The sequence below is a fragment of the Acuticoccus yangtzensis genome, assembly GCF_001927245.1.
Lineage (GTDB): Bacteria > Pseudomonadota > Alphaproteobacteria > Rhizobiales > Amorphaceae > Acuticoccus > Acuticoccus yangtzensis.
The window spans coordinates 15,890-37,965 of the sequence record NZ_MJUX01000008.1 but is presented as its reverse complement, the minus strand read 5'-3'; the positions used below and the strand labels follow the sequence as shown (position 1 = coordinate 37,965).

The following is a 22,076-nucleotide window of genomic DNA, read 5'->3' as shown; positions in this document are numbered from 1 at the left end:
TCGCGGGCGATGCCGCCACGGAGGAGTGTGGCGCAGCAGGCGGCCTTTGCGCCGAAGGGGACCGCTGTGCCGAAGCGCGCCGGGCGGCGGTGGTCGGCAACCGCCGGCCGCGGCGGCACACCGGGTGTTCGCCTAGCCGTCCGACCAGGCCTCGAGCGCGGCGCTCACCGCGTCGCGGCCCTGCTGACCCTTGCGCAGGGTCAGGATGGCGCGGCGGCCGGACTCGTAGAGGATCGGGATGTCGATCCAATCGCGATTGGCGAGAAGGTCCAGGTTGTAGCTCCGGTCGGCGGAATCGTTGTTCAGCGCCACCCAGAAGAGGCCCGACGACACGCGCGCCGCCTGGCCGCGAAGCGCATCGCCCCGCGCCTGCTCCTGCGCCTTCATGATGATGCCGGGCACGTTGCGCACACCGCCGCCCTCGAAGGAGGCGGGCACGTCGAATTCCAGCTCGATCAGGTGGCTGGCGGGAAGCTGCGCGTCGTTGTTCTCGCGCACCGTCATCGTGAGGCTGACGCCGCGCTCGCCGATCACGGCCGCCGCGCGGATCACCGGCTCTTCTTCGCCGCCCCCGAAGGACTGGCGCACCATCTCCCAGTTCACCGTTCCGGCGACGGCGGACCCCGTCTGCCCCCCGCTGGCGGCTTCTTCGTAGAGGACGGCCTGCTGCTCACCGGCGTCGCCAGACGCTGCGGCGGTGGAGGCGACGGCGGGCGCAGCCTCCTGCACCGCTGCGACGTCGGTCTCCGGCGGCCCGTTACCCACGCCCTCGGCCTGCTCGGCGGCGGCGTTGGGGGCGGAGTCCGGCGCGAATTGCGGCGCACCGTCCGGCGTGCGGGCGGCGCCTTCGTCGGCGGCGGGGTCGGTAATGTCGTCGCCCGAGCCGTCTTCGCCGTCGCCGGGCTGGTCGACGGTGAAGGACTCCGCCACCACGGCGCGCGGCTCGTCGTCGCCGGAAAGGCGCGCCTGGCTCTTGTTGACCACCGGGGTCTCGGCGGCCCGCACAGGGGCGCGCTCCTGACCGGGGGCCGGCGTGTCGGTATTGAGGTTCTGGATGACGGCCAGCAGGCGCTCGTGCTGGGTGAAGACAGCGTAAGACGCGCCGATCAGAAGGCAGAACACGACCAGCGGCAGGAGAATGCGCCCGGCGAGCGAGCGGCGCGGCGCGCCATCGTCGGCGGTCGGGGCGGCGGCGCGGCCCTTCTTCGGCTTCTTCTCTTTCTGGCGTTTGGCCTTGCCGCGGCTCGACGATCGTTCGGCCCGGCGCTCGGCCTTCAGTTGCCGCTCTTCCTCGCGGCGGCGGCGCTTCTCTTCCTTCGGGTCGACCGGGTCGGCGTCCGCCGCGTCGTCCTCGTGGACGGCTTCGTAGACCTCGCCCTCGTCGTCGACCGCCTCGAACTCGGCTTCGGCGATGTGCTCGTCTTCCGGAGGCGGCAGGGGTGCACCCCGGCCACGGCGGCGCGCGGGCACGATCGGCACCGTGTCGTCGTAGTCCTGCTCGAGGAAATCGTCGCCGACGACGTGGGCTTCCGCCGGCTCGATCGCCTCGTGCGTCAGATCGACAGGGGCGGGAAGCTGGGCCGGTGCCTGACGCCCGGCCGGGGCATGCATGTCCTCATCGGGCGACAACATCGCCTCGGAGACGGCGCTGCGCAGCATCTGCTCGCGCTCCTGGCGAGCGCGTTCGGCCTCGGCCCGGCGGCGTGCCTCGCGCTCGGCCTCGCTCTCGCGCGGCTCGGCGCCCGGACGCGCGGCGGCGGAGGAGGACCCCGCCGGAAGAGCGCCCTGCACGGCGCGGCGCGTGCGGTTCTGGCGCGCGATCTCGTTCTCGATCTTGCGGATCGCGTCTTCGAGCGCCAGCCGCTGCGCCGTCACATCCGCCGAGGACAACGGCGGATCGAAACTTTGCAGCTGCTTGATGAGCGCCTTCCGCGCCTTCTCATACACCTGACGCCGCTGCGGGCCGCTCCCATCCGGGAGCGACTGAACCGCTCGCTGCAGCACAGAGTAGAAGTCGGTCATCGAGACCACGTGCCCTTCCTGCCCATCGGCATGGAATTAAATATGAAAGGGATCTTCAACAAGTATTGTATCGTCTCGTTCCGGGCTCGTCGACAACATGGCGACAGGCGCCCCCACCAACTCTTCCACATGACGAACATACTTGACCGCCTCGGCCGGAAGTTCACCCCACGACCGGGCGCCATAGGTCGATCCCGACCAGCCCTTTATCGTCTCGTATATAGGCTGAACCCGAGATTGACGCGCAGTTTCCACAGGGAGACGGTCCATCCGCTCCCCGTCCACCTCGTACGCGACGCAGATCTTCAATTCGTCCAGGCCGTCCAGAACGTCGAGCTTGGTGAGGGCGAGGCGGTCGATGCCGCCGGTCTCCACCGCCTGGCGCACCATCACCGCGTCGAACCAGCCGCAGCGGCGCTTGCGCCCGGTCACGGTGCCGAATTCGGCGCCGCGCTCGCCCAGCAACTGGCCGATTTCGTTGGTCTGCTCGGTCGGGAAGGGGCCGTTGCCGACGCGCGTCGTATAGGCCTTGGTGATGCCCAGCGTCATGTCGAGCGAGGACGGGCCGACGCCGGACCCCGCCGCCGCCGAACCCGCCACCGTGTTGGACGAGGTGACGAAGGGGTAGGTGCCGTGGTCGATGTCGAGCATCGCCCCCTGGGCGCCCTCGAACAGGATGTTCTTGCCCGCCCCGCGCGCCTCGCGCAGGAGCCGCCAGGTCGGCGCGGTGTAGGCGAGGACCGGGCGCGCGGCTTCGAGCTCGGCGCGGATGGTCTCGGCCGACACCGGATCGGCCCCGAGGCCCGTGCGCAGCGCATTGTGGTGCGCCAGCAGCCGGTCGATGCGGCTTTCGATGGTGTCCGTGTCGTTGAGGTCGGCGAGGCGCACCGCGCGGCGGCCCACCTTGTCCTCGTAGGCCGGGCCGATGCCGCGACCCGTGGTGCCGATCGCCGACGCGCCGGCCGCCTTTTCGCGCAAGCCGTCGAGGTCGCGGTGGACGGACAGGATCAGCGGCACATTCTCCGCCACCTTCAGCGTGTCCGGCGACACTTCGACGCCCTGGCCGCGCATCTTCTCGATCTCGGACAGGAGCGCCTGCGGGTCGAGCACCACACCGTTGCCGATGATCGACGTCTTGCCCGGCCGCACGACGCCGGACGGCAGCAGGGACAGTTTGTATTTCACCCCGTCGATGACGAGGGTGTGGCCGGCATTGTGGCCGCCCTGATAGCGGACGATCACCTCGGCCCGCTCGGACAGCCAATCAACGATCTTGCCCTTGCCTTCGTCGCCCCATTGGGAGCCGACAACCACGACGCTACCCATCGATCTCCCTCATTCCCTTCGCCTATGGCTGGAGGTGCCGCACTGGCGATACGCTTGTCCCCGTGCCACAGACACGGGGCGACACAACGCGCGGCCTAGGGCTTGTGGCCCAGAAGGCAGCGTGTCGGCAAGACGCTTCACGCCACTTCCCGCGTGTGGGCCAAACAAGTTCGTATCGTATAGGACCGCCAGCACAGTGAAACAGGACGTCAACAAGGGGTGGATGAGCCCCGTCGCCAACCAGCCCTACGTCCTGATGACGCTCACGATGCTCTTCTGGTCCGGCAACTGGGTGGCGGGACGCTACGTCGCGGGGGACGTTCCGCCAGTCACCTTCACCGCCCTGCGCTGGCTGATCGCCTTCGCGGTCCTCCTCGCCATAGGCTGGCGACACGTCGTCGAGGACTGGCCGGAGCTGCGCGCGCGCTGGCGCATCATGATCGTGCTCGGCTGTCTGTCGATCGGCTTCTACAATATCTGTGTCTATGTCGGACTGTCCTTCACGTCCGTCATCAACGCGACGCTGCTCTCCTCGACATTCCCCGTCACCATCGCCGTCACGGCCTATATCGTCTACCGCGACCGACTGACCCTGCCGCAGGCGGGAGGCATCGTCCTCGCGTCCGTCGGCGCGCTCGTGGTGATGACGCGCGGCGACCTCTCGCTGCTCGCCAGCTTTCACTTCAACGCGGGCGACCTGTGGATCATGGCGTCGCAACTCATCTGGGCGCTCTACACCATCTACCTGCGCGAGCGCCCTGCGGTGCACCCGATGTCCTTCCTCATCGGCACCGTGGCGATCGGCCTCGTCCCGCTGATGCCGGCGACGGCGTTGGAGCTCGGCCTCGGGGCGACGATCCGCGTGACGCCCGGCGTGGTGGGCGCGACGCTTTATGTGTCGGTCTTCGCCGCGGTGATCGCGTACCTGTTTTTCAACAAGGCGGTGGCGCAGATCGGCGCCAACCGGGCGAGCCCCTTCTTTCATCTCATCCCGGTGTTCGCCTCGCTCATGGCCGTCGTCGTGCTGGGCGAGAGGATCGAGCTCTACCACGTCGTCGGATGGTCCATCATCATCGCCGGAATCGCGGCGGCGCAGCTCGGCCGCAGGCCCGCCGCGGCGAGGGGGGCTGGTTAAATGTCACGCGGCTGTGAAGAATCGGGCTGACACGGGGGGCCGATCCGTTAGGTTCCCCCTCAATGGGCCGCACGCCCGCATCGGAGAGCACCATGAACGTCTTGCGCCAACCGCTGTTCATCGTCGTATCGGTGATCGCAATCATCGCCGTGGCCGCGGCGTCGACCTTCTACTTGCAAAAGACGCGGCGGCAGGCCGAGTTGCGCACCCAGCTCGACCAGGTGGCCGGCGCCGAGGCGGCCCTGCGCGACCAGTTCAACGCCCTGTCCACGGCCAGCGGGTCGCTGGAAGACGTGAATGCCGGGCTCGAGGAGGCGCGGGCCGCACAGCAGGCCGCCGAGCAGGCCGCCGCCGAAGCCGCGGCCGAGCGTGACGCCATCGCCGGCGAGATCGCCCAACTGACCGAGGAGCAGGAGGCGGCCGCGGCCCGCGTCGAATCGGTGAACAACGAGCTCGCCGCCGCCACGGAGGCCGCCGAAGCCGCCCGCGCCCGCGCCGAGGCCACCCGCGAGGAGCTGGCCGCGCTGGAGGAGAGCCGCACCAACCTGGAGGGCAATGTCGGCGAGCTGCGCACCCGCAACGACGCGCTGACCGCCAGTGTGGCCGAGGCCGAGGAGTTGTTGTCGAGCCGCCAGGTGGAGGCCGAGGACGTGCGCGCCAGCCTGGAGACGATCCGCGGCGACGTGGAAGAGCTGACGGCGGCGCGCAGCGACCTGGAAGCCGCCGTCGCCGGACTGACCGAGCAGAACGAGGCGCTGAGCGCCGACGTCGAGGCGACCCGCGAGGCGCTGAGCGCGGCCCAGGCCGAAGTGGAGGCCGCCGAAGGCCGTCAGGCGCGCCTGACCGAGGACGTCGCCGCGCTGACCGAGACGCGAGACAGCCTCAACGCCGCTGTGGAGGATCTGCGCGCCCAGAACGCCTCGCTGCAGGAAGAGGCGGCCGCCGCCCAGGCCCGCCAGCAGAGCCTGGAGGGTGAAGTCGCGACCCTGAGCGAGCGCCGTGACGCGCTGAGCGCCGAGGTGGAGACCCTGGCGGGCGAGAACGACCGCCTGGCCGCCGACAACGACGCGCTGGGCGCCGAGAACCAGCGCCTGCGCGAGGCGGCCGACGCCGCCGCCAGCCGCCAGGCCGAGCTGGAAGCAGAGATCGCCGCGCTGGCGAGCGAGCTGGAATCGGCCCGCGAGGCCGCAGAGGCCGCGACCGAAGCCGCTCCCGCCCCGGCGGAAGCCGCGCCGGCGCAGACCGCCCCCGAAACCACCGAGCCTGCCACGCAGGAGCGGACCGCGGTCGAGACCGAGGCGGAGACCGACACGGCTGCGGCAGGGACCGCCGACGCGAGCGGCGACGACATCAAGCTGGCGGGCGCCTTCTCCAACGACCAGATGGCCGCGACCTTCGACGGCGAGCGCTTCGAGCTCGCGGTGACGAACGGGCTCACCGTCGAGGGCGCCTTCTCCTATGACGGGGCGCGCCTGCGTCTGTCCGGCGTGGAAGGGGAGGCGGCGGCGAGCTTCCCCATGACCTGCCGCGCCGACCTGGCCGAGGGCAAGCTCACGCTGTCCACCTATCAAGGGTCGTGCGCCGCACTGAATGGGCAGACGCTGGACCGTCGCTGACGCGGCGGCGACACCGCGCACGAAACGAGGCGGCGGGGCGACCCGCCGCCTTTTTCATGCCTGCCGGCTCCGGGGTCAGCGGGATCAGGGGCTTACCGAGTCCAGGGCCTCGCCAAGTCCATGGCCTGACCGGGTCCGGGGCCTTAGCGTTTCCGGGGGCTCAGCGGTTCCGGGCGGCGCGGGCGGGATCGAAGGCCCGGCCGCGCCCGCGCGCCTCGATCGCAGCGCCGGTGAGATGGCGCCGCAGCGCCGCCCGCTCCGAGGCGACCATGCCGGGGATCAAAAAGGCGTCGATCACCCACCACACGATCCCGACGACGACGAGGATCAGCAGGATCTGCACGATCGCCGACGCCTTGCGGTTCAGATAGAAGCGGTGCGCCGACAGGATGCCGATGAAGAACCAGAACAGGTAGGCGACCGGCAGACTGGGGCCCTTCTCGTCCAAATAGCGCTCGATGGCGGCGCGGTCCTCGGGCGTCAGGGTGATGGCGGTGTGATCGTTCATGATGCGCGAGATATGGGGCGCGCCGCTCGCGCTGCAATGCAGCGGTCCGCGGATGAAAAAAGGGCCGGCAATGCCGACCCTTTCACGTCACACCGCAGCGGTAATGGTCAGAAGTTGAGGCCCTTGGCCTGCGTCACCAGCGGCAACGCCTGCACCTTGGCGAGCACCTCCGCCGACGGCGCGCCGTCCACCTCGATCAGGCAGATCGCCTCGCCGCCCTGCTCCTTGCGGCCCAGCGTGAAGTTGGCGATGTTCACGCCAGCCTCGCCCAGCGCCATACCGATGGAGCCGATGAAGCCCGGCTTGTCCTCGTTCGTCACGTAGATCATGTGCGGCGCGAAGTCGGCGTCGAGGTTGATGCCCTTCACCTGGATGATGCGCGGCTTGCCGTCCGAGAAGACCGTGCCCGCCACCGAACGCGTCTGGTTCTCGGTGGTGACGGTGAGGCGGATATAGTTCTCGTACGCGCCCTGCTGCGCCCGGCGGGTCTCCTCCACCGTGATGCCGCGGTCCTTCGCGATCGTCGGCGCGGACACCATGTTCACGTCCTGCAGCAACGGGCGCATCAGCCCTGTCACCGCCGCGGCGGTCAACGCCTTCAGGTTCAGCTCGGCGACCTCGCCCTCATACTCGATCTTCACGCCCTTGATGCCCGACTGGGTGAGCTGGCCCGCGAACGAGCCGAGCCGCTCGGCGAGCGTCACGAAGGGGGTGAGGATCGGCGCCTCTTCGGCGGTGATCGACGGCATGTTGAGCGCGTTGGAGACCGCGCCGCGCAACAGGTAGTCGGCCATCTGCTCGGCCACCTGGAGCGCCACGTTCTCCTGCGCCTCCGACGTCGCGGCGCCGAGATGCGGCGTGCACACGAGGTTGGGCGCGCCGAAGAGGACGTTCTCCTTCGCCGGCTCCTCGGAGAAGACGTCGACACCGGCTCCCGCGAGGTGCCCGGCGTCCAGCGCCTCGCGCAGCGCCGCCTCGTCGACCAGCCCGCCGCGGGCGCAGTTGATGATGATCGCGCCCTTCTTCATGGCGAAGATGCGCTCGCGCGACACGACGTTCTTGGTCTTCTCGGTGAGCGGGGTGTGCAGCGTCAGAACGTCGGCACGCGCGAAAAGCTCGTCGAGCTCCACCTTCTCGACGCCGATCTCGGCCGCCCGCTCGGTGGTCAGGAACGGGTCGAAGGCGATGACCCGCATGCGAAGGCCGATGCCGCGGGCCGCCACGATCGAGCCGATGTTGCCGCAGCCGATGATGCCGAGCGTCTTGCCCGTCAGCTCGGTGCCCATGAAGCGGTTCTTCTCCCACTTGCCGGCCTGGGTGGAGGCGTCGGCGGCGGGGATTTGGCGGGCGACGGCGAACATCATCGCGATCGCGTGCTCGGCGGTGGTGATGGAGTTGCCGAAGGGCGTGTTCATCACGATGACGCCGGCGCGGCTGGCGGCCGGGATGTCGACATTGTCGACGCCGATGCCCGCGCGGCCGATGACCTTCAGGTTCTTGGCGGCCTCGAGGACCTTGTCGGTGACCTTGGTGGCCGAGCGGATGGCGAGGCCGTCCACCGTGGCGACGCGCTTCAGCAGCGCCTCTTTGTCCTTGCCGAGGTCGGGCTCGAAGATCACGTCCACGCCGCGATCCCTGAAGATCTGCACGGCGGCGTCCGACAAGGCGTCGGAGATGAGGACGACCGGCTTCGTCTTGGCCGGGGTGGCGGTGTCGGTGTTGGCGACGGTCTGCTGCATGACGATGTCTCCCGCGCGGGTGCGCTGCGGTGTGAAGGTTCGGACGGCGCGGTGCGCCGAAAATGATGTCTGGGCGCGCGGTGCGCGGGCGAGGAGGGGTTCCCCTCCTCGCGCTCCTCTCCGGTTCGCCACCTGGCAGGGGTTGAGGTCAGTCTGCGCGCTGCGCGCTCCGTCTGTCCTCAATCCCCATGCTCAGCGTGGCCGGATCCTGTCCGCATCAAGGGTGAAGGCTTCGCCCGGCGCTGCGCGCCGCCCTTGACCCGGCCATGATCCGGCAGGCCGAGGCGAGACGGCTTATTCGGCGGCTCTTACTCGGCGGCCTCGGCGACCGGCTTGTCGAGGCCGGCGAAGGCCCAGTCGAGCCATTCGGTCAGCGCTTCGAGGTCGGCCGTCTCCACCGTGCCGCCGGCCCAGATGCGCAGACCCGGAGGCGCATCGCGGTACGCGCCGATGTCGAGCGCGACGCCCTCTTTCTCCAGCTTGGCCGCAAGCGCCTTGGCGAAGGCGGCCTGCTCGGCCTCCGGCGCACCGGCGACCGCGGGGTCGACGATCTTCAGGCACACCGAGGTGTTGGAGCGGGTGGCGGGGTCGACGGCGAGGAAGTCCACCCACTGCGTGCGCTCGACCCACGCCGTCAGCGCGGCGAGGTTGCGGTCGGAGCGGTCGGCCAGGGTCTCCGGCAGCGAACCGGCCCACTTCAGCGCATCCAGCGCGTCTTCCACGGCGAGCATGGAGGGCGTGTTGATCGTCTCGCCCTTGAAGATGCCTTCGTTGAGCTTGCCGCCCTTGGTCATGCGGAAGAGCTTCGGCAGCGGCCAGGCGGGGGTGTAGCTCTCCAGCCGCTCCACCGCGCGGGGCGACAGGATCAGGATGCCGTGTGCCGCCTCGCCGCCGAGCGCCTTCTGCCAGGAGAAGGTGACGACGTCGAGCTTGTCCCAGGGGAGGGCCTGGGCGAAGGCGGCGGAGGTGGCGTCGCAGATGGTGAGGCCGGCTCGGTCCGCCGGGATCACGTCACCGTTCGGGACGCGCACGCCGGAGGTGGTGCCGTTCCAGGTGAAGACGACGTCGGTGTCGAAGTCGACCTTCGTCAGGTCCGGCAGCTCGCCATAGGGGGCGGTGATGACGGTGGCACCCAGCTTGAGCTGCTTGTTGACGTCCGTCACCCAGCCTTCGCCGAAGGATTCCCAGGCGAGCATGGTGACCGGGCGGGCGCCGAGCAGCGACCACATCGCCATCTCCACGGCGCCTGTGTCGGACGCGGGGACGATGCCGATGCGGTAGTCCGCCGGCACGCCGAGGAGGGCGCGGGTGCGGTCGATCACGTCGGCCAGCTTGGCTTTGCCGATCTTGGAGCGGTGCGAGCGCCCGAGGGCGGCGTCGGCCAGAGCGTCGACGGTCCAACCGGGGCGCTTGGCGCAGGGACCGGACGAGAAACAGGGATTGCCCGGCTTGCGCGCGGGCATGGCAGCGGTGCTCATTTGTAGCTATCCTCTCAGATAGGCGCCCTTCGTTGGGGAAGGGTGTCCCGCCGCCGCACATACGCCTGGTTCGGAGTTCGCGCAAGCCTCACTTTGGGACAAAGCGTGTGCCGGTGCTCCGTCGCCGGGATCCGCGGGTCTGTCGGGCGGAAGGCAGCGCGCACCGTCCACCGCTCATCGTCCATGCGCTCACCGCTGGGCAGGTTGAAACAACTTCAGGATCATCGTGCGGCCTTAGTTTTGATATATAAAGATCGAGTAGAGGCGGTGGCCCCCAGCGCGACGGGCCGCCAAAGGAGTTGCCCATGCGTGACAGCAAGCTGAATGATGAGGCCGGACGCCTCGCCTGCCTGTCCCGGCTCGCCGTCGTCAACAGCAAGGAAGAGACGAACTTCCGTCACATTACCCAAGTCGTGCGCACCGCTCTCGACCTGCCGATGGCCGCCGTCAGCCTGATCGACGCGGACACCCAGTGGTTCAAGGCGCCCGAAGGCATGGACGTCGCCTCGACCCGGCGTGCCGATTCCTTCTGCACCACCACCATCCAGCGGCGCGAGCCGACCGTGGTGAACGACGCGCGGTTGGAGCCGCCCTTCACCAACAATGTCTACGTGCTCGGCGAGCCTCATATCCGCGCCTATGTCGGTGTGCCGCTCGTCACGATGGAGGGCTACCAGGTCGGCACGCTGTGCGGCATGGACGTGAGGCCGCGCGACTTCTCGACCGCCGAGCTGCGCTTGCTGGGCGAGCTCGCCCGCTGCGTGGAGAACGAGCTCGAGCTGAAGATGACGGCCATGCTGGACGGACTGACCCGCCTCCTCAGCCGCACCGCGTTCATCGACCTCGCCGCCTCGTTGCAGACCAAAACGGACAGCGGCGCCCCGGTCAGCCTCGCCATCCTCGACCTCGATCACTTCAAATCCGTCAACGACACCTTCGGTCACGTCGCCGGAGACGACGTGCTGAAGACGGCGGCCCGCTTGTTCGGCGAGACCTTCGGTCCCTCCGCCCACGCCGGGCGCTTGGGCGGAGAGGAATTCGCCCTCCTCTTCCCCGGCCGCACGGTGGACGAAGCCGCAACCGCGATCGACCGCTACCGTGACGCCCTCGGCGCCGCCGTCTTTGCCGAGGCGCCCGGTCTGCGTGTCACCGCCAGCGCCGGTGTCGCCCAACTGCCGCCCGCGGGGGACGATCCGGCCGCACCCGGCGCCGTCATCACCGAGACGCTGAAGTGCGCCGACGTCGCCCTCTACCAGGCCAAGCAAGCGGGACGCGACTGCGTCATCATCGCAGGGCGAACCCCGGCGGAGCGCGGCTCGGCGCCTCCCGAAGAGGCCCTCGCCTTGCCGCGCGTGCGCCCGATCCGCTCTCGGCCGGGCGAGATCGACGCCTCGCAGGAAGCGGGCGAAATCCTCTCGCGCCTCTCGTCGCGCGACACCAGCAGCGCCATCAAGGCGCGCCTGCGCGATTTTCGGCTGCTCAACAAAAGAACGGATCTCTTCGCCTGACGGCCAAAGATCGACGATCGCGACCCGGTCCGGGCGCTCGCCTTCGCCGGGCGAGGTGTGCATAGTCTCGCTGAGCGAGGGCGCACCCATCGCGCCCGGTGAGGAGGTGAACACGATGAGCTTCAGCCCGTGCCCCGATCCGGTGCTCGGCGACCCGGCGTCCGTCGCCGCGATCGAGACCGTCATCGTCCCGCGTGCCGTCGACCTCGGCGAGATGACCGTCCGCCGCGCCCTCCCGACGGTCGAGCGGCAGATGGTCGGCCCCTTCATCTTCTTCGACCAGATGGGACCCGCAGAATTCCTCACCGACCAGGGGATCGACGTGCGGCCCCACCCGCACATCAATCTGGCCACCGTCACCTACCTGTTGGAGGGCGAAATCCTCCACCGCGACAGTCTCGGAACGCAGATGACGATCCGCCCCGGCGACGTGAATTGGATGCGTGCAGGCAAAGGTATCGTCCATTCCGAGCGCACCGGGGACGAGCGCAAGAAGAAAGGCCAGACGCTGTTCGGCCTGCAAACGTGGGTCGCGCTGCCCGAAGCGGTGGAGGAGAGCGATCCGGCCTTCATCCATCACGCCGAGGCCGAGCTGCCGCTGGTGCGCGACGGCGGCCTCACCATGCGCCTCGTCGCCGGATCGATCCACGGCGTCACCTCGCCGCTGAAGACCGCGTCCGAGACGCTTTACGCCGACATCGCCCTTGCCGCCGGAGCGCGGTTCGAGGTCGAGGCCACGCAGGAGGAGCGCGCCCTCTATCTCCTCACCGGCGCACTCGCCGTCGACGGTGCACGGTGCGAGCAGGGGACGCTGCTCATCCTGCGCACGGGCGCTGCGATCACCGTAACCGCCCAGGCCGACAGCCGCTTCATGCTGTTCGGAGGCGCGCCGATGGAGGGGCCGCGCTACATCTGGTGGAACTTCGTCTCCTCCCGGCGCGAGCGCATCGAAGCGGCGAAGGCGGAGTGGGCGGCCGGCCGCTTCGACACCGTCCCCGGCGACGAGGCCGAGTTCATCCCGTTGCCGACATCGGGCGGGCGGCCCCGCCGCGCCGTCGGCGGCCGCGCCTTCGAGACCGATTGAGGCCGCTCGGCGTGGTGAGGGCGCACGGCGCGGCGCCTCGCCAGCGCGCCCCGCAGGCCACACCCGCGACGTGTCGCCCCACGCTGCATAGCCGCTTCCCGCCCGTTCCGGTTGCCCTCACCCAGAGGTGGAGCTAGCCAGAAAGGCCCTGGATCCGCCCGCGGCCCCGGTGCGCTCCCGCGCGCTCGCCGCAGGTCACTTGAAACCGCAGCGCCATCGGGGGCCCCTCGCGCCACGGTGCGTGCGCCGCTGAGCGAGAGACGATGCCTTCCATCGCCACCTACCGCGCCGAATGGTTCGGCAATATCCGCCGTGATCTGCTCTCCGGCCTCGTCGTCGCCCTGGCCCTGATCCCCGAAGCGATCGCCTTCTCCATCATCGCCGGGGTCGACCCGAAGGTCGGCCTCTACGCCTCCTTCTCGATCGCCGTCATCACCGCGATCACCGGCGGGCGCCCCGGCATGATCTCCGCCGCCACGGCCGCCACCGCCGTCTTGATGGTGACGCTGGTCGCCGACCACGGCCTGCAATACCTCTTCGCCGCCACCATCCTCGCCGGGGTGATCCAGGTGATCGCCGGGATGCTGAAGCTCGGCCAGCTCATGCAGTTCGTCTCGCGCTCCGTGCTGACGGGCTTCGTCAACGCGCTCGCCATCCTCATCTTCATGGCGCAGCTTCCCGAACTCATCGGCGTGCCGTGGCTCACCTATCCGATGGTCGCCGCGGCGCTGGCCATCATCTATCTCTTCCCGCGTCTGACGACCGCCGTGCCCTCGCCGCTGGTCGCCATCGTCGTCCTCACCATCATCTCCATGGCGCTGGGGCTCGACGTGCGCACCGTCGGCGATATGGGCGAGCTTCCGGCGACGCTGCCCGTCTTCCTGATCCCGCAGATCCCGCTTACCCTGGAAACGCTGTTCATCATCCTGCCCTACTCGGTCGCCATCGCCGCGGTGGGCCTCCTGGAAAGCCTGATGACGGCCACCATCGTCGACGAGCTGACCGACACCGATTCCGACAAGAACCAGGAATGCGTCGGCCAGGGCATCGCCAACTTCTGCACCGGCTTCATCGGCGGCATGGCGGGCTGCGCGATGATCGGCCAGTCGATGATCAACGTGAAGTCCGGCGGGCGCGGGCGCCTGTCGACCTTCTGCGCGGGCATCTTCCTCATCATCCTGTGCGTCGCCCTGGGCGACCTCGTCAGCCAGATCCCGATGCCGGCGCTGGTCGCCATCATGATCATGGTGTCGATCGGCACCTTCTCCTGGTCGTCCATCAAGACGCTGAAGACGCACCCGCGCTCGTCCTCCATCGTCATGCTGTCGACGGTCTTCGTGGTGGTGCTGACCCACAATCTGGCGCTCGGCGTCCTCGTCGGCGTGCTGCTCTCGGCGCTCTTCTTCGCCTACAAGATCGCGCAGATCTTCCGCGTCACCTCCACCCTGTCGCCCGACGGCAAGACGCGCACCTACGTCATCGAGGGGCAGGTCTTCTTCGCCTCGGCCGGGCGTTTCTCGAAGGCGTTCGATTTCCGCGAGGCGCGCGAGCGTGTGGTGATCGACGTCAGCCGCGCGCACATCTGGGACATTTCCTCGGTGCAGGCGCTCGACATGGTGGTGCTGAAGTTCCGCCGCGAGGGGACGGACGTCGAGATCATCGGCCTCAACGAAGCCTCGACCACCATCGTCGACAAGCTCGCCATCCACGACAAGCCGGGCGCGATGGACGAGATGCTGGGCCACTGAGCCGGGCACCCGACGACCGTGCCGCTTGCACAGACGCCCCGGAGGGCCGACCATTATGCCCAATGACAAGAAGAACCCCGCGGGAGGGACCATGCGCATCATGGCGCTGATCGACGGTTCGATCTACACCGCGAGCGTGTGCGATCACGCCGCCTGGGCCGCCGGCCGCACCGGCGCCGCGCTGGAGCTGATGCACGTCATCGGCCGGCGCGAGACGGGAAGCACCCCGGCGAACCTTTCCGGCAGCCTGTCGCTCGGCGCCCGCTCGACCCTCCTTTCCGAACTGGCGGCGATGGACGAGGCGCGCGGCAAGCTCGCCCAGAGCCGCGGCCGCGCTATCCTGGAGGCGGCGGCGGAACATCTGGCGGCCGCCGGGGTGAGTGCAAACACCCGCATGCGCATCGGCGATCTTCTGGGCGAGGTCGGCACCGTGCAGGGCGACTTCGACCTCCTCGTGATCGGCAAGCGCGGCGAGGCGGCGGATTTCGCCACCATGCACCTCGGCTCCAACATCGAGCGCGTGCTGCGCGCGGCGGAGACGCCCGTTCTCGTCGCCTCGCGCGCTTTCCGTCCGGTGGAGAAGGTGGTGCTCGCGTTCGACGGCAGCGCGTCGAGCGGCCGTGCGGTGAAGGCCGTCGCCGCCGACCCGCTCTACAAGGGTCTCGCCGTCCGCCTTCTGACGGTGGGCGACGGCACGCCCGCCGCCCGCGAAAGGCTGGAGCGGGCGCGTGACACGCTGCTGGCCTCCGGCCTCAGCGCCACCGCGGACATCGAACCCGGCGAGCCGGAGGCGGTGATCGCCGCGGCGGTCGACGACGGGGCGGCCGACCTTCTGGTGATGGGCAGCCACGGCCATTCGCGCGTGCGCCATCTTCTCATCGGCTCGGCCACCACGGCGCTGGTGCGCTCGTGTCTGGTGCCGATCATGATCTATCGCTGAGCGGTCCAGTTACGCATTCGCCGCGTATCGGCCTGTCGGAGCCTGATCGCTGGAGCCGGCGTCGCACCAATCCCTTGGCGGGCCCGGTGGTGCCTTGCCAAGGAGCCGAAGGCCGGCTTCAGCCGCTTGTCCTTGGCGAGGTGCCGCCGGGTCTGCCATGCGGTGCAGGGGCGATGGCGGTTACGGCGATCAGGCGGGCCCTGATCGTTGGTGAGGTGGAGCCCGCCGGAGGCCCCTGCTACCCGCCGCCCGCTCAGAACCCGCTGATGGCCGCCAGCAGCCCGGACCTGTCCGCCTGCGGACCCAACACGATCACCCGCGTGCCGATCTCGGTGCGGTTATATAGGTCCACCACGTCCTCGTTCAGCATGCGGATACAGCCGGAGGACACCGCGTAGCCGATCGACTCGTCCTCGTTGGTCCCGTGGATGCGGTAGAGCGTCGACCCCAGGTAAAGTGCGCGCGCACCCAGCGGATTGTTCGGCCCGCCGGGCATGTATTCCGGGATGTCGGACCGGCGCTCCAGCATCTCGGCGGGCGGCGTCCAGTCCGGCCACTCACGCTTGCGCGACACCGTCTCGATGCCCGTCCACGTGAAGCCTTCGCGGCCGACGCCGATGCCGTAGCGCGTCGCCGTCCCATCCGCGTTGAGGTGGTAGAGGTAGCGCGACAGCGTATCCACCACGATGGTTCCCGCAGGCTCGCCGGAGACGAAGCGCACATGGGCGCGCGCATATTTCATGCGGTGCCGCTCGGCCATCTCCTCGCGGGAGGCCTGGTAGGTCCCATAACCGCCGGTGCTGGGGTCGAAGTAGCGGTAGGTGGGCCGCTCCGGGGCCGCCTCCTTGGCGAAGGAGGGGCGATAGCGAATGATTTCGCCCGTATTGGGGTCGACGATCTCGACCATGTTGCCAAATGCCGGGACAGCCGTCGCCGCCAGAACGGCCAGCGCAAGGCCGATCCGGCCCGTCACGTCTTTCATGGTGCGCCTCCCTTTGGGGTGGTGAAACCGTGTCCAAAAATGGTTAGCGACGCGTTAACCAACCGGAGCCAAGCGATGCCTAACCCCAACCCCTTGCCCCACCGCCGCTACGGAGCGGGAGGGCCGCCGCTCGTCCTCATCCACGGCTTCGGGGCGGACCGGCTCAGCATGGGGAGCCTTGCACGTGCGCTGTCGGCGCGGCGCGAGGTGATCGCCTTCGACCTTCCCGGCCACGGCGCGGCGGTGGAGTGGGACGAGACGCCGAATGCGGTGGTCTGCGCCAAGGCGATGCTCGCCAGCCTCGACGCGATGGGCATCGGCCGCGCGGTGATCACCGGCCACTCGCTGGGCGGGGCGGTGGCGAGCCTTGCCGCCATGCGCCGCCCGGACCTCGTCGAGCGTCTGGTTCTCTTGGCGCCGGGCGGGTTCGGGCCGCAGATGAACGCCGCGCTGCTGCGCCGCTACGCCGCGATCTCCACCGAGGCGGAGGCGTCGGACGTGCTGAAGAGCTTCTTCGGGCCGGCCTCGCGCATGCCGCCCGCCCTGCCGCGGCAGACGGCCGAGCAGCGCAATCAGCCCGGCGTGAGGGACATGCTGAAGCGCATCGTCACGACGATCTCCAAGGGCGAGGGCCAGGGGGTTCTGCCGTTGGCCGACCTTGCGGCGGCGGGCTTTCCCATCACGCTGATCTGGGGGACGCAGGACGAGGTTCTGCCCGTCGCCCAGTCGATCGCGGCGCCCGCGGAGATGGCGCGGCACATCCTCCCCGGAGTGGGCCATATGCCGCACATCGAGGCGCCGGAGCTCGTCGTGAGGATCATCGCCAACGCGCTGGGCGAGCGCGCCTGACGGGGCGGACCCGCGGTCAAATCCGGCGGTTTCCCACCCCGGCAAGGCGTGCGGGGGGTGCAGGCCGGCCGGATGGGCGCATCGCTGGTCCGCATGCCGCTCCCGGAACCGCGGGGCGCGCCAGCCATTTTCCTTCGACGACGCCCTCTGCGTGATCCCACGCACTCGCGCCGCCAAGGAACCATGAATGGACATTCACAAGAAGGCCGATGCCGGCCGCGCCCGCAGCGAACCGGACAGCGGCAAGGACCAGGAACCCGCCATCGAAAACCTGTCGCGCGGTGAGGAACGGGAGGCCATCAAACGGGCCGGACCGCGCGCGCAGGTGGTCTACGCATCGATCTCCTCGCGCGGCCTCGACGAACTCAACCGCCCGGCGATCTCGCTGGCCGGCTCCGGTGTCGCGGCGGGCCTCATCCTGATGATGTCGGTGATTGCCGAAGGGCTCTTCATGATGCACCTGCCCGAGTTCGAGGGGGCGGTCCTGATCGGAGACATCGGCTACACCTTCGGCTTCCTCATCGTCATCATGGGTCGCTTGCAGCTCTTCACCGAGAACACGATCACGCCCGTCCTGCCGTTGCTCGCCAACCCGACGAAGCGGGCCTTCATGCGGTGCGGGCGGCTGTGGCTGATCGTCTTCACGGCCAACATGGTCGGCGTGATGGCGGCCGCGATCCTATTGTCGTGGGGCGATATCATCACCGACCCGCAACTTGCCTCCATCATGGAGGTGGCCCGCAAGGTCACGGAGCACACGCCGTTCGAGACGCTGCGCTACGGTGTGATCGCGGGCTTCCTGATCGCCGCCTTGGTGTGGTGCATTCCGACGGCGCGCGGCGGCGAGTTCTTCCTCGTCCTCACTGTGACCTACCTCATCGCGCTCGGCGATTTCACCCACGTCATCGCCGGGGCGGGCGAGGGGTTCCTGCTGCTCTTGGAAGGCGAGGCGGGGATCGGCTGGGTGATCTTCGGTCTGATCCTTCCCGCCTTCATCGGCAACGTTTTGGGCGGTACGCTGCTCTTCGCCTCGCTCGCCTACGTGCAGGTGATGGAGGAGATTTCGCAGGCCCGCCGCTCCAACGAGGGGCGCATCATCGAAGAGCAGCGCCCGCGCGGCTTCCGCGCCTGAGCCCAGCGGCCGAGGACGGCGCCATCGCCGCGTGACGGGTAAGGTGGTACGGGCCGGCTTCGAAAGGAGCCGGTTCGTTACGCCGGTTCGGCCTGGTCCAGGAGCGTGACGTCGGCGGGGATGCGGATTTCGATCCGCGTCCCTCTCCCGGTGTCGCGGATCGACAGTCGCGCATTCAGCCCCGTCACAAGGGACCGTACGATCTTACCGCCGAGATTGCCGCGGTCCGGCCAGGCACTGTCGGCCGGAAGGCCGAGCCCGTTGTCCTCGACCACGAGGTCGATCATCCCGTCGCTGCCGTGGAGATGCACCTCGATCAAGCCCTCCGCGAGTCCGTCGAAGGCGTGCTGGTAGGCGTTCGTGAGCAATTCGGAGACGAGGAGACCGACGCGCGCGGCGGTATCGACAGGGGCGCGCATGGGGCCGAGGTCGAGGTTGAGCTGCAGGCTCTCGCGCCCGTCCAGATAGGCGATGGCCGATGCGATGCGCGACACGTAGGCGCTGAGCGCGATGTCGTCGTCGGCCCCGGTCTGCATGCTGCCGGTCATCTCGTGATAGAGGAATTGCAGCGTCTCGATGCGCCGGGCGAGGGCGGTATAATTGTCGAGCGACGTCGGGTTCTGCGAGCGCGCCTGCATCCGGATCATGCCCACCACCATGGACAGGTGGTTCTTCACCCGGTGGTGAATTTCTCGCAGCGCTTCGTCGATGCCGCCGGTGACCTGGTCGCTCGACCCGTCCCCCAACGCGCGTTGCAGGCCGATGAAATATTGCAGCTCGCCCTCGGTATCGAGCAGCGGCGACACGAAGAGGCGGTTGCGGAAGGGCGTCCCATCGGCCTTGTAGTTGAGAAGCTCGACCGCGAACTCACCCTTCTCTTTCAGCCCCGCGCGGATCTTCTCGACGGATTCGGGATCGGTGTCCTTACCCTGAAGGAAGCGGCAGTTGCGGCCGACCGAAACCTCGGGCGAGTAGCCGGTCAGGCGTGTGAACGCCGAATTCACGAACACGATCGGGTTGTCCTCGATGTGCGGGTTCGTGATCACGATGGCAAAAGGGACTCGCTCCAATGCAAGTTGGTGCATCTTGAAGCCGTCCGACATCGCTCAGTCCTTTCTTCCGCGGATGCGATGGGTTTGCACCCGCGCGCCTGCCAGCACGATCAATCATAGTTCATCTCTGACGATGGTTGCGACATAAGAACCGTGAATCGGATCGTCAATCCATGCGGCAGGTCGAGAGATTGTGGCGCTGAACTGATACAAAAATTCGATATTGGGCGCATTCAACCAAGTGAAAGGTGGGCCGATGAAATGGACGCACTTTTGCAGCGCGACGGCCGGTCCCGCACGCGCCGCCGGTGCTCGAGCCGTTGCCTTAAGTCTCGCTCTCTTCCTCGGCATCGGCGCCGCGCCGGCCGGTGCGCAGATCGCGGTGGACGGGCAGCGGTTCATTCCCGTCGCGGCCGAGAAGCACATGGTCGTTGCCCAGGAGGGCCAAGCGGCCGCGGTCGGGCGTGACATTTTGCGCCGCGGCGGCAACGCGGTGGACGCCGCCGTCGCCACGGCCTTCGCCCTCGCGGTGACGCTGCCGCGGGCCGGCAACCTCGGCGGCGGCGGCTTCATGATCGTCCACAGCGCCGACACCGGCGAGACGGTGGCGATAGACTCGCGCGAGACCGCCCCGGCGGCGGCGGACCGCGACATGTTCCTCGGCCCCGACGGCGAGGCGGACGCGGACCTCTCCCGCCGCTCCGGCCTGGCGGTCGGCGTTCCCGGCTCGGTCGCGGGCCTCGCTCTGGCGCATGAGCGCTACGGCTCCGGCACGCTCACCTTCGCCGACCTCGTCGCCCCGGCCGTCGCCCTGGCGCGTGACGGGTTCGAGGTGACGCCGGACACTGCAATGGCGCTCGCCCACCCCGATACCACGGTGCGGCTGCAGACCGACCCCAACATGGCGGCCTATTATCCGGGAGGCGCGGCGCCCAAGGGAGGCGACACGCTGGTCCTGCCCGCGCTGGCGCAAACGCTTCAGGCCATCGCCGACGAGGGGCCGTCCGCCTTCTATGAGGGACCGGTCGCGCAAGGAATCGTCGACGCGGTGACGGAGCGCGGCGGGCGAATGACGCTGGAGGACCTCGCCGCCTACGAGGCGAAGGTGAGGGAGCCGGTGCGCGGCACCTTCAAGGAGTGGGAGGTGGTCTCCATGCCGCCGCCCAGCTCCGGCGGTGTGCATCTCATCCAGATGTTGAACACGCTGGAGCACCAGCCCTTCGGCACCTACGGCCTCAACAGCGCCGACATGATCCACGTGATGGCCGAGGCGGCGAAGTATGCCTATGCCGACCGCGCGGTCTATCTCGGCGACCCGGACTTCGTGGACGTGCCGGTGAAGGCGCTGATCTCGAAGGACTATGCCGCCACCTTGGAGGCGAAGATCGACATGGACCGCGCGGTGCCCTCGTCCGAGATTGCCGCCGATCCCGGGACGCTGCCTTATGAGAGCAACGAGACGACGCATTTCTCGGTGCTCGACGGGGCGGGCAACGCTGTGTCGATGACGACGACGCTGAACTTCTCCTTCGGCGTCGGCTTCGGCACGGCGGGCGGGTTCCTGCTCAACAACGAGCTGGACGATTTTTCCGCCAAGCCGGGCGCGGCCAACGCCTACGGTCTCGTCGGCGGCGAGGCGAACGCGGTCGGCCCGGTGAAGCGCCCGCTGTCGTCGATGACGCCGACGATCCTCCTGAAGGACGGCAAGGTGTCGCTGGTGACGGGATCGCCGGGCGGCAGCCGCATCATCACCACGGTGCTGCAGGTGATCCTCAACGCCACCGTGCACGAGCGCAACATCGCCGGGGCGACCAATGCGCCGCGCATCCACCACCAGTGGCAGCCGGACTATATCCGCATCGAGGAGGGGATCAGCTTCGACACGATCCGCCTGCTGGAAGAGAAGGGCCACGATGTGCGCATCCAGGACGCGATGGGCGCGGCGCAGTCGATCCAGGTCGGCTATGACGGCACCCTCTATGGCGCGACCGATCCGCGCCGTCCCGGCGGCGCCGCGCTCGGTGACTGAAGGGGCGACTGAGGCGGCGACCGAGGGCGCGCGCGGCGCGACGGGTGCGGGTGGTAAAGCGGTTTGCCGGCCCCCATCTGTCCGCGCGGGTTGATTTTCCGGGCGGCTCCGATCATCGGTGTTCGCCCGCCGCGTTCGATGAGGGCGCGGCACAAGTGTCCCGCTGCGGGGCGCGCGAGAAAGGCCGAGGTGTGATTGATCTGGCGGCGATACTGGACCGGGCGAAGGGACGCACACCCGCCCGCAAGGCCCGCCGCCGTGCGCGCGCCGAGCGCTGGCGCCGCCCCCTCGCCACCCGGCGCGACCGGCGCGAGGCGTGGAACAGCCTGCTCTTCGCCGACCACGGCGTGCTGCGCCTCGTCTACCGCAACCGCCACCAGGTGACGGACAAGCTGTGGCGCTCGTCGCAGCCGAGCCCGCGTGACATCGCCGCCATCGCGCGGGACGGGGTGAAGACCATCGTTTCGCTGCGGGCGGACGGGTTCGGCGGCGACCCATTGGAGCGCGAGGCGTGCGCCGCTCACGGCATCGCCTTCGAGCGGGTGGTGCTGCAGTCACGCTCGGCGCCGCCCAAGGCGGTGCTGCGGCAGGCGATGGAGACCTTCCCGCGCCTGCAGACGCCGGTGCTCCTCCACTGCAAGTCCGGCGCGGACCGGGCGGGCCTCGGCTCGGCGCTGTGGCTGATCCTGGTGGAGGGGGCGAGCGCCACGGAGGCCAAGCGCCAACTCTCCCTGCGGTTCGGCCACATCGCGCGGGCCAAAACCGGCATCCTCGATGTGTTCATGGACGCCTGGGAGGAGGGCGAGGCCGCGGGCCATTCCTTTGCCGACTGGGTGGAGAACGTCTACGACCCGAAGGCGCTGCCGGCACGCGTGAAGGCCAACGGCCTCGCCGACGCGGTGCTGAACCTCATGGCGCGCGAGTAGGC

At 69.0% G+C, this 22,076-nt stretch carries 17 protein-coding genes; 10 read left to right on the top strand and 7 right to left on the bottom strand.

Translation table 11 applies throughout. From position 1 onward, the window contains the following. Positions 1–132: 132 nt before the first annotated feature. Positions 133–2,031: a hypothetical protein gene (locus BIX52_RS23295; RefSeq protein WP_075222388.1), complete on the bottom strand. Its 1,899-nt coding sequence runs from the start codon at positions 2,029–2,031 to the stop codon at positions 133–135. Positions 2,032–2,058: 27 nt separating this feature from the next. Further along, on the bottom strand, positions 2,059–3,348 hold the full coding sequence (locus BIX52_RS17445) for an adenylosuccinate synthase (protein WP_075222387.1): 1,290 nt from the start codon (positions 3,346–3,348) through the stop codon (positions 2,059–2,061). A 196-nt stretch (positions 3,349–3,544) separates the two neighbouring features. Here BIX52_RS17445 and BIX52_RS17440 point away from each other — a divergent pair, with 196 nt between their 5' ends. Then, positions 3,545–4,483 carry a DMT family transporter gene (locus BIX52_RS17440; RefSeq protein ID WP_083550939.1) on the top strand — a complete coding sequence of 313 codons (939 nt, stop codon included), beginning with the start codon at positions 3,545–3,547 and terminating at the stop codon, positions 4,481–4,483. 92 nt (positions 4,484–4,575) lie between these two features. Further along, positions 4,576–6,099 (top strand): coiled-coil domain-containing protein, encoded by a 1,524-nt coding sequence (locus BIX52_RS17435; protein WP_139312801.1) that lies wholly within the window; start codon positions 4,576–4,578, stop codon positions 6,097–6,099. A gap of 160 nt (positions 6,100–6,259) precedes the next feature. On the opposite strand, the gene BIX52_RS17430 is transcribed toward BIX52_RS17435, so the two are convergent. The 3 genes from BIX52_RS17430 to BIX52_RS17420 all read right to left on the bottom strand — a co-directional run bounded on the left by BIX52_RS17430 (position 6,260) and on the right by BIX52_RS17420 (position 9,824). Continuing rightward, positions 6,260–6,607, bottom strand: a complete 348-nt coding sequence (locus BIX52_RS17430) for a TM2 domain-containing protein (RefSeq protein WP_205647849.1) — start codon at positions 6,605–6,607, stop codon at positions 6,260–6,262. Between the two features lie 107 nt (positions 6,608–6,714). Next, positions 6,715–8,346: a phosphoglycerate dehydrogenase gene (gene serA, locus BIX52_RS17425; RefSeq protein ID WP_075222384.1), complete on the bottom strand. Its 1,632-nt coding sequence runs from the start codon at positions 8,344–8,346 to the stop codon at positions 6,715–6,717. A gap of 308 nt (positions 8,347–8,654) precedes the next feature. Further along, positions 8,655–9,824 carry a phosphoserine transaminase gene (locus tag BIX52_RS17420; RefSeq protein WP_075222383.1) on the bottom strand — a complete coding sequence of 390 codons (1,170 nt, stop codon included), beginning with the start codon at positions 9,822–9,824 and terminating at the stop codon, positions 8,655–8,657. Between the two features lie 305 nt (positions 9,825–10,129). On the opposite strand from BIX52_RS17420, the gene BIX52_RS17415 reads away from it, so the two are divergent. The 4 genes from BIX52_RS17415 (at position 10,130) to BIX52_RS17400 (ending at position 15,104) form a co-directional block, all read left to right on the top strand. Beyond that, positions 10,130–11,332, top strand: a complete 1,203-nt coding sequence (locus BIX52_RS17415) for a sensor domain-containing diguanylate cyclase (RefSeq protein ID WP_075222382.1) — start codon at positions 10,130–10,132, stop codon at positions 11,330–11,332. Positions 11,333–11,447: 115 nt separating this feature from the next. After that, positions 11,448–12,416: a pirin family protein gene (locus BIX52_RS17410; protein WP_075222381.1), complete on the top strand. Its 969-nt coding sequence runs from the start codon at positions 11,448–11,450 to the stop codon at positions 12,414–12,416. Positions 12,417–12,679: 263 nt separating this feature from the next. Then, positions 12,680–14,164, top strand: coding sequence for a SulP family inorganic anion transporter (locus BIX52_RS17405; protein ID WP_075222380.1), 1,485 nt, complete (start codon positions 12,680–12,682; stop codon positions 14,162–14,164). A 55-nt stretch (positions 14,165–14,219) separates the two neighbouring features. Further along, positions 14,220–15,104 carry a universal stress protein gene (locus BIX52_RS17400; protein WP_205647848.1) on the top strand — a complete coding sequence of 295 codons (885 nt, stop codon included), beginning with the start codon at positions 14,220–14,222 and terminating at the stop codon, positions 15,102–15,104. A gap of 253 nt (positions 15,105–15,357) precedes the next feature. Here the strand turns inward: BIX52_RS17400 and BIX52_RS17395 are convergent, their stop codons facing one another. Beyond that, positions 15,358–16,086 carry a L,D-transpeptidase gene (locus BIX52_RS17395; protein ID WP_075222378.1) on the bottom strand — a complete coding sequence of 243 codons (729 nt, stop codon included), beginning with the start codon at positions 16,084–16,086 and terminating at the stop codon, positions 15,358–15,360. Positions 16,087–16,161: 75 nt separating this feature from the next. Between BIX52_RS17395 and BIX52_RS17390 the strand changes: the two genes are divergently transcribed. Both BIX52_RS17390 and BIX52_RS17385 read left to right on the top strand, forming a co-directional pair. Continuing rightward, positions 16,162–16,935: an alpha/beta fold hydrolase gene (locus BIX52_RS17390; RefSeq protein ID WP_075222377.1), complete on the top strand. Its 774-nt coding sequence runs from the start codon at positions 16,162–16,164 to the stop codon at positions 16,933–16,935. A 187-nt stretch (positions 16,936–17,122) separates the two neighbouring features. Continuing rightward, positions 17,123–18,067 carry a formate/nitrite transporter family protein gene (locus BIX52_RS17385; protein ID WP_075222376.1) on the top strand — a complete coding sequence of 315 codons (945 nt, stop codon included), beginning with the start codon at positions 17,123–17,125 and terminating at the stop codon, positions 18,065–18,067. A gap of 77 nt (positions 18,068–18,144) precedes the next feature. On the opposite strand, the gene BIX52_RS17380 is transcribed toward BIX52_RS17385, so the two are convergent. Beyond that, positions 18,145–19,170 carry a PAS domain-containing protein gene (locus tag BIX52_RS17380; RefSeq protein ID WP_075222375.1) on the bottom strand — a complete coding sequence of 342 codons (1,026 nt, stop codon included), beginning with the start codon at positions 19,168–19,170 and terminating at the stop codon, positions 18,145–18,147. A 205-nt stretch (positions 19,171–19,375) separates the two neighbouring features. Between BIX52_RS17380 and ggt the strand changes: the two genes are divergently transcribed. Both ggt and BIX52_RS17370 read left to right on the top strand, forming a co-directional pair. Next, positions 19,376–21,148 carry a gamma-glutamyltransferase gene (gene ggt, locus BIX52_RS17375; protein WP_075222374.1) on the top strand — a complete coding sequence of 591 codons (1,773 nt, stop codon included), beginning with the start codon at positions 19,376–19,378 and terminating at the stop codon, positions 21,146–21,148. Positions 21,149–21,339: 191 nt separating this feature from the next. Further along, positions 21,340–22,074 (top strand): protein tyrosine phosphatase family protein, encoded by a 735-nt coding sequence (locus tag BIX52_RS17370; RefSeq protein ID WP_205647847.1) that lies wholly within the window; start codon positions 21,340–21,342, stop codon positions 22,072–22,074. The last annotated feature ends 2 nt before the right edge of the window (positions 22,075–22,076 follow it).

Bases quoted from the DNA above. Each gene is read 5' to 3' on its own strand.
- BIX52_RS17445 (WP_075222387.1), bottom strand. From the start codon at position 3,348: ATGGGTAGCGTCGTGGTTGTCGGCTCCCAATGGGGCGACGAAGGCAAG.
- BIX52_RS17435 (WP_139312801.1), top strand. From the start codon at position 4,576: ATGAACGTCTTGCGCCAACCGCTGTTCATCGTCGTATCGGTGATCGCA.
- BIX52_RS17430 (WP_205647849.1), bottom strand. From the start codon at position 6,607: ATGAACGATCACACCGCCATCACCCTGACGCCCGAGGACCGCGCCGCC.
- serA (WP_075222384.1), bottom strand. From the start codon at position 8,346: ATGCAGCAGACCGTCGCCAACACCGACACCGCCACCCCGGCCAAGACG.
- BIX52_RS17420 (WP_075222383.1), bottom strand. From the start codon at position 9,824: ATGAGCACCGCTGCCATGCCCGCGCGCAAGCCGGGCAATCCCTGTTTC.
- BIX52_RS17415 (WP_075222382.1), top strand. From the start codon at position 10,130: ATGCGTGACAGCAAGCTGAATGATGAGGCCGGACGCCTCGCCTGCCTG.
- BIX52_RS17410 (WP_075222381.1), top strand. From the start codon at position 11,448: ATGAGCTTCAGCCCGTGCCCCGATCCGGTGCTCGGCGACCCGGCGTCC.
- BIX52_RS17405 (WP_075222380.1), top strand. From the start codon at position 12,680: ATGCCTTCCATCGCCACCTACCGCGCCGAATGGTTCGGCAATATCCGC.
- BIX52_RS17400 (WP_205647848.1), top strand. From the start codon at position 14,220: ATGCCCAATGACAAGAAGAACCCCGCGGGAGGGACCATGCGCATCATG.
- BIX52_RS17395 (WP_075222378.1), bottom strand. From the start codon at position 16,086: ATGAAAGACGTGACGGGCCGGATCGGCCTTGCGCTGGCCGTTCTGGCG.
- BIX52_RS17390 (WP_075222377.1), top strand. From the start codon at position 16,162: ATGCCTAACCCCAACCCCTTGCCCCACCGCCGCTACGGAGCGGGAGGG.
- BIX52_RS17385 (WP_075222376.1), top strand. From the start codon at position 17,123: ATGGACATTCACAAGAAGGCCGATGCCGGCCGCGCCCGCAGCGAACCG.
- BIX52_RS17380 (WP_075222375.1), bottom strand. From the start codon at position 19,170: ATGTCGGACGGCTTCAAGATGCACCAACTTGCATTGGAGCGAGTCCCT.
- ggt (WP_075222374.1), top strand. From the start codon at position 19,376: ATGAAATGGACGCACTTTTGCAGCGCGACGGCCGGTCCCGCACGCGCC.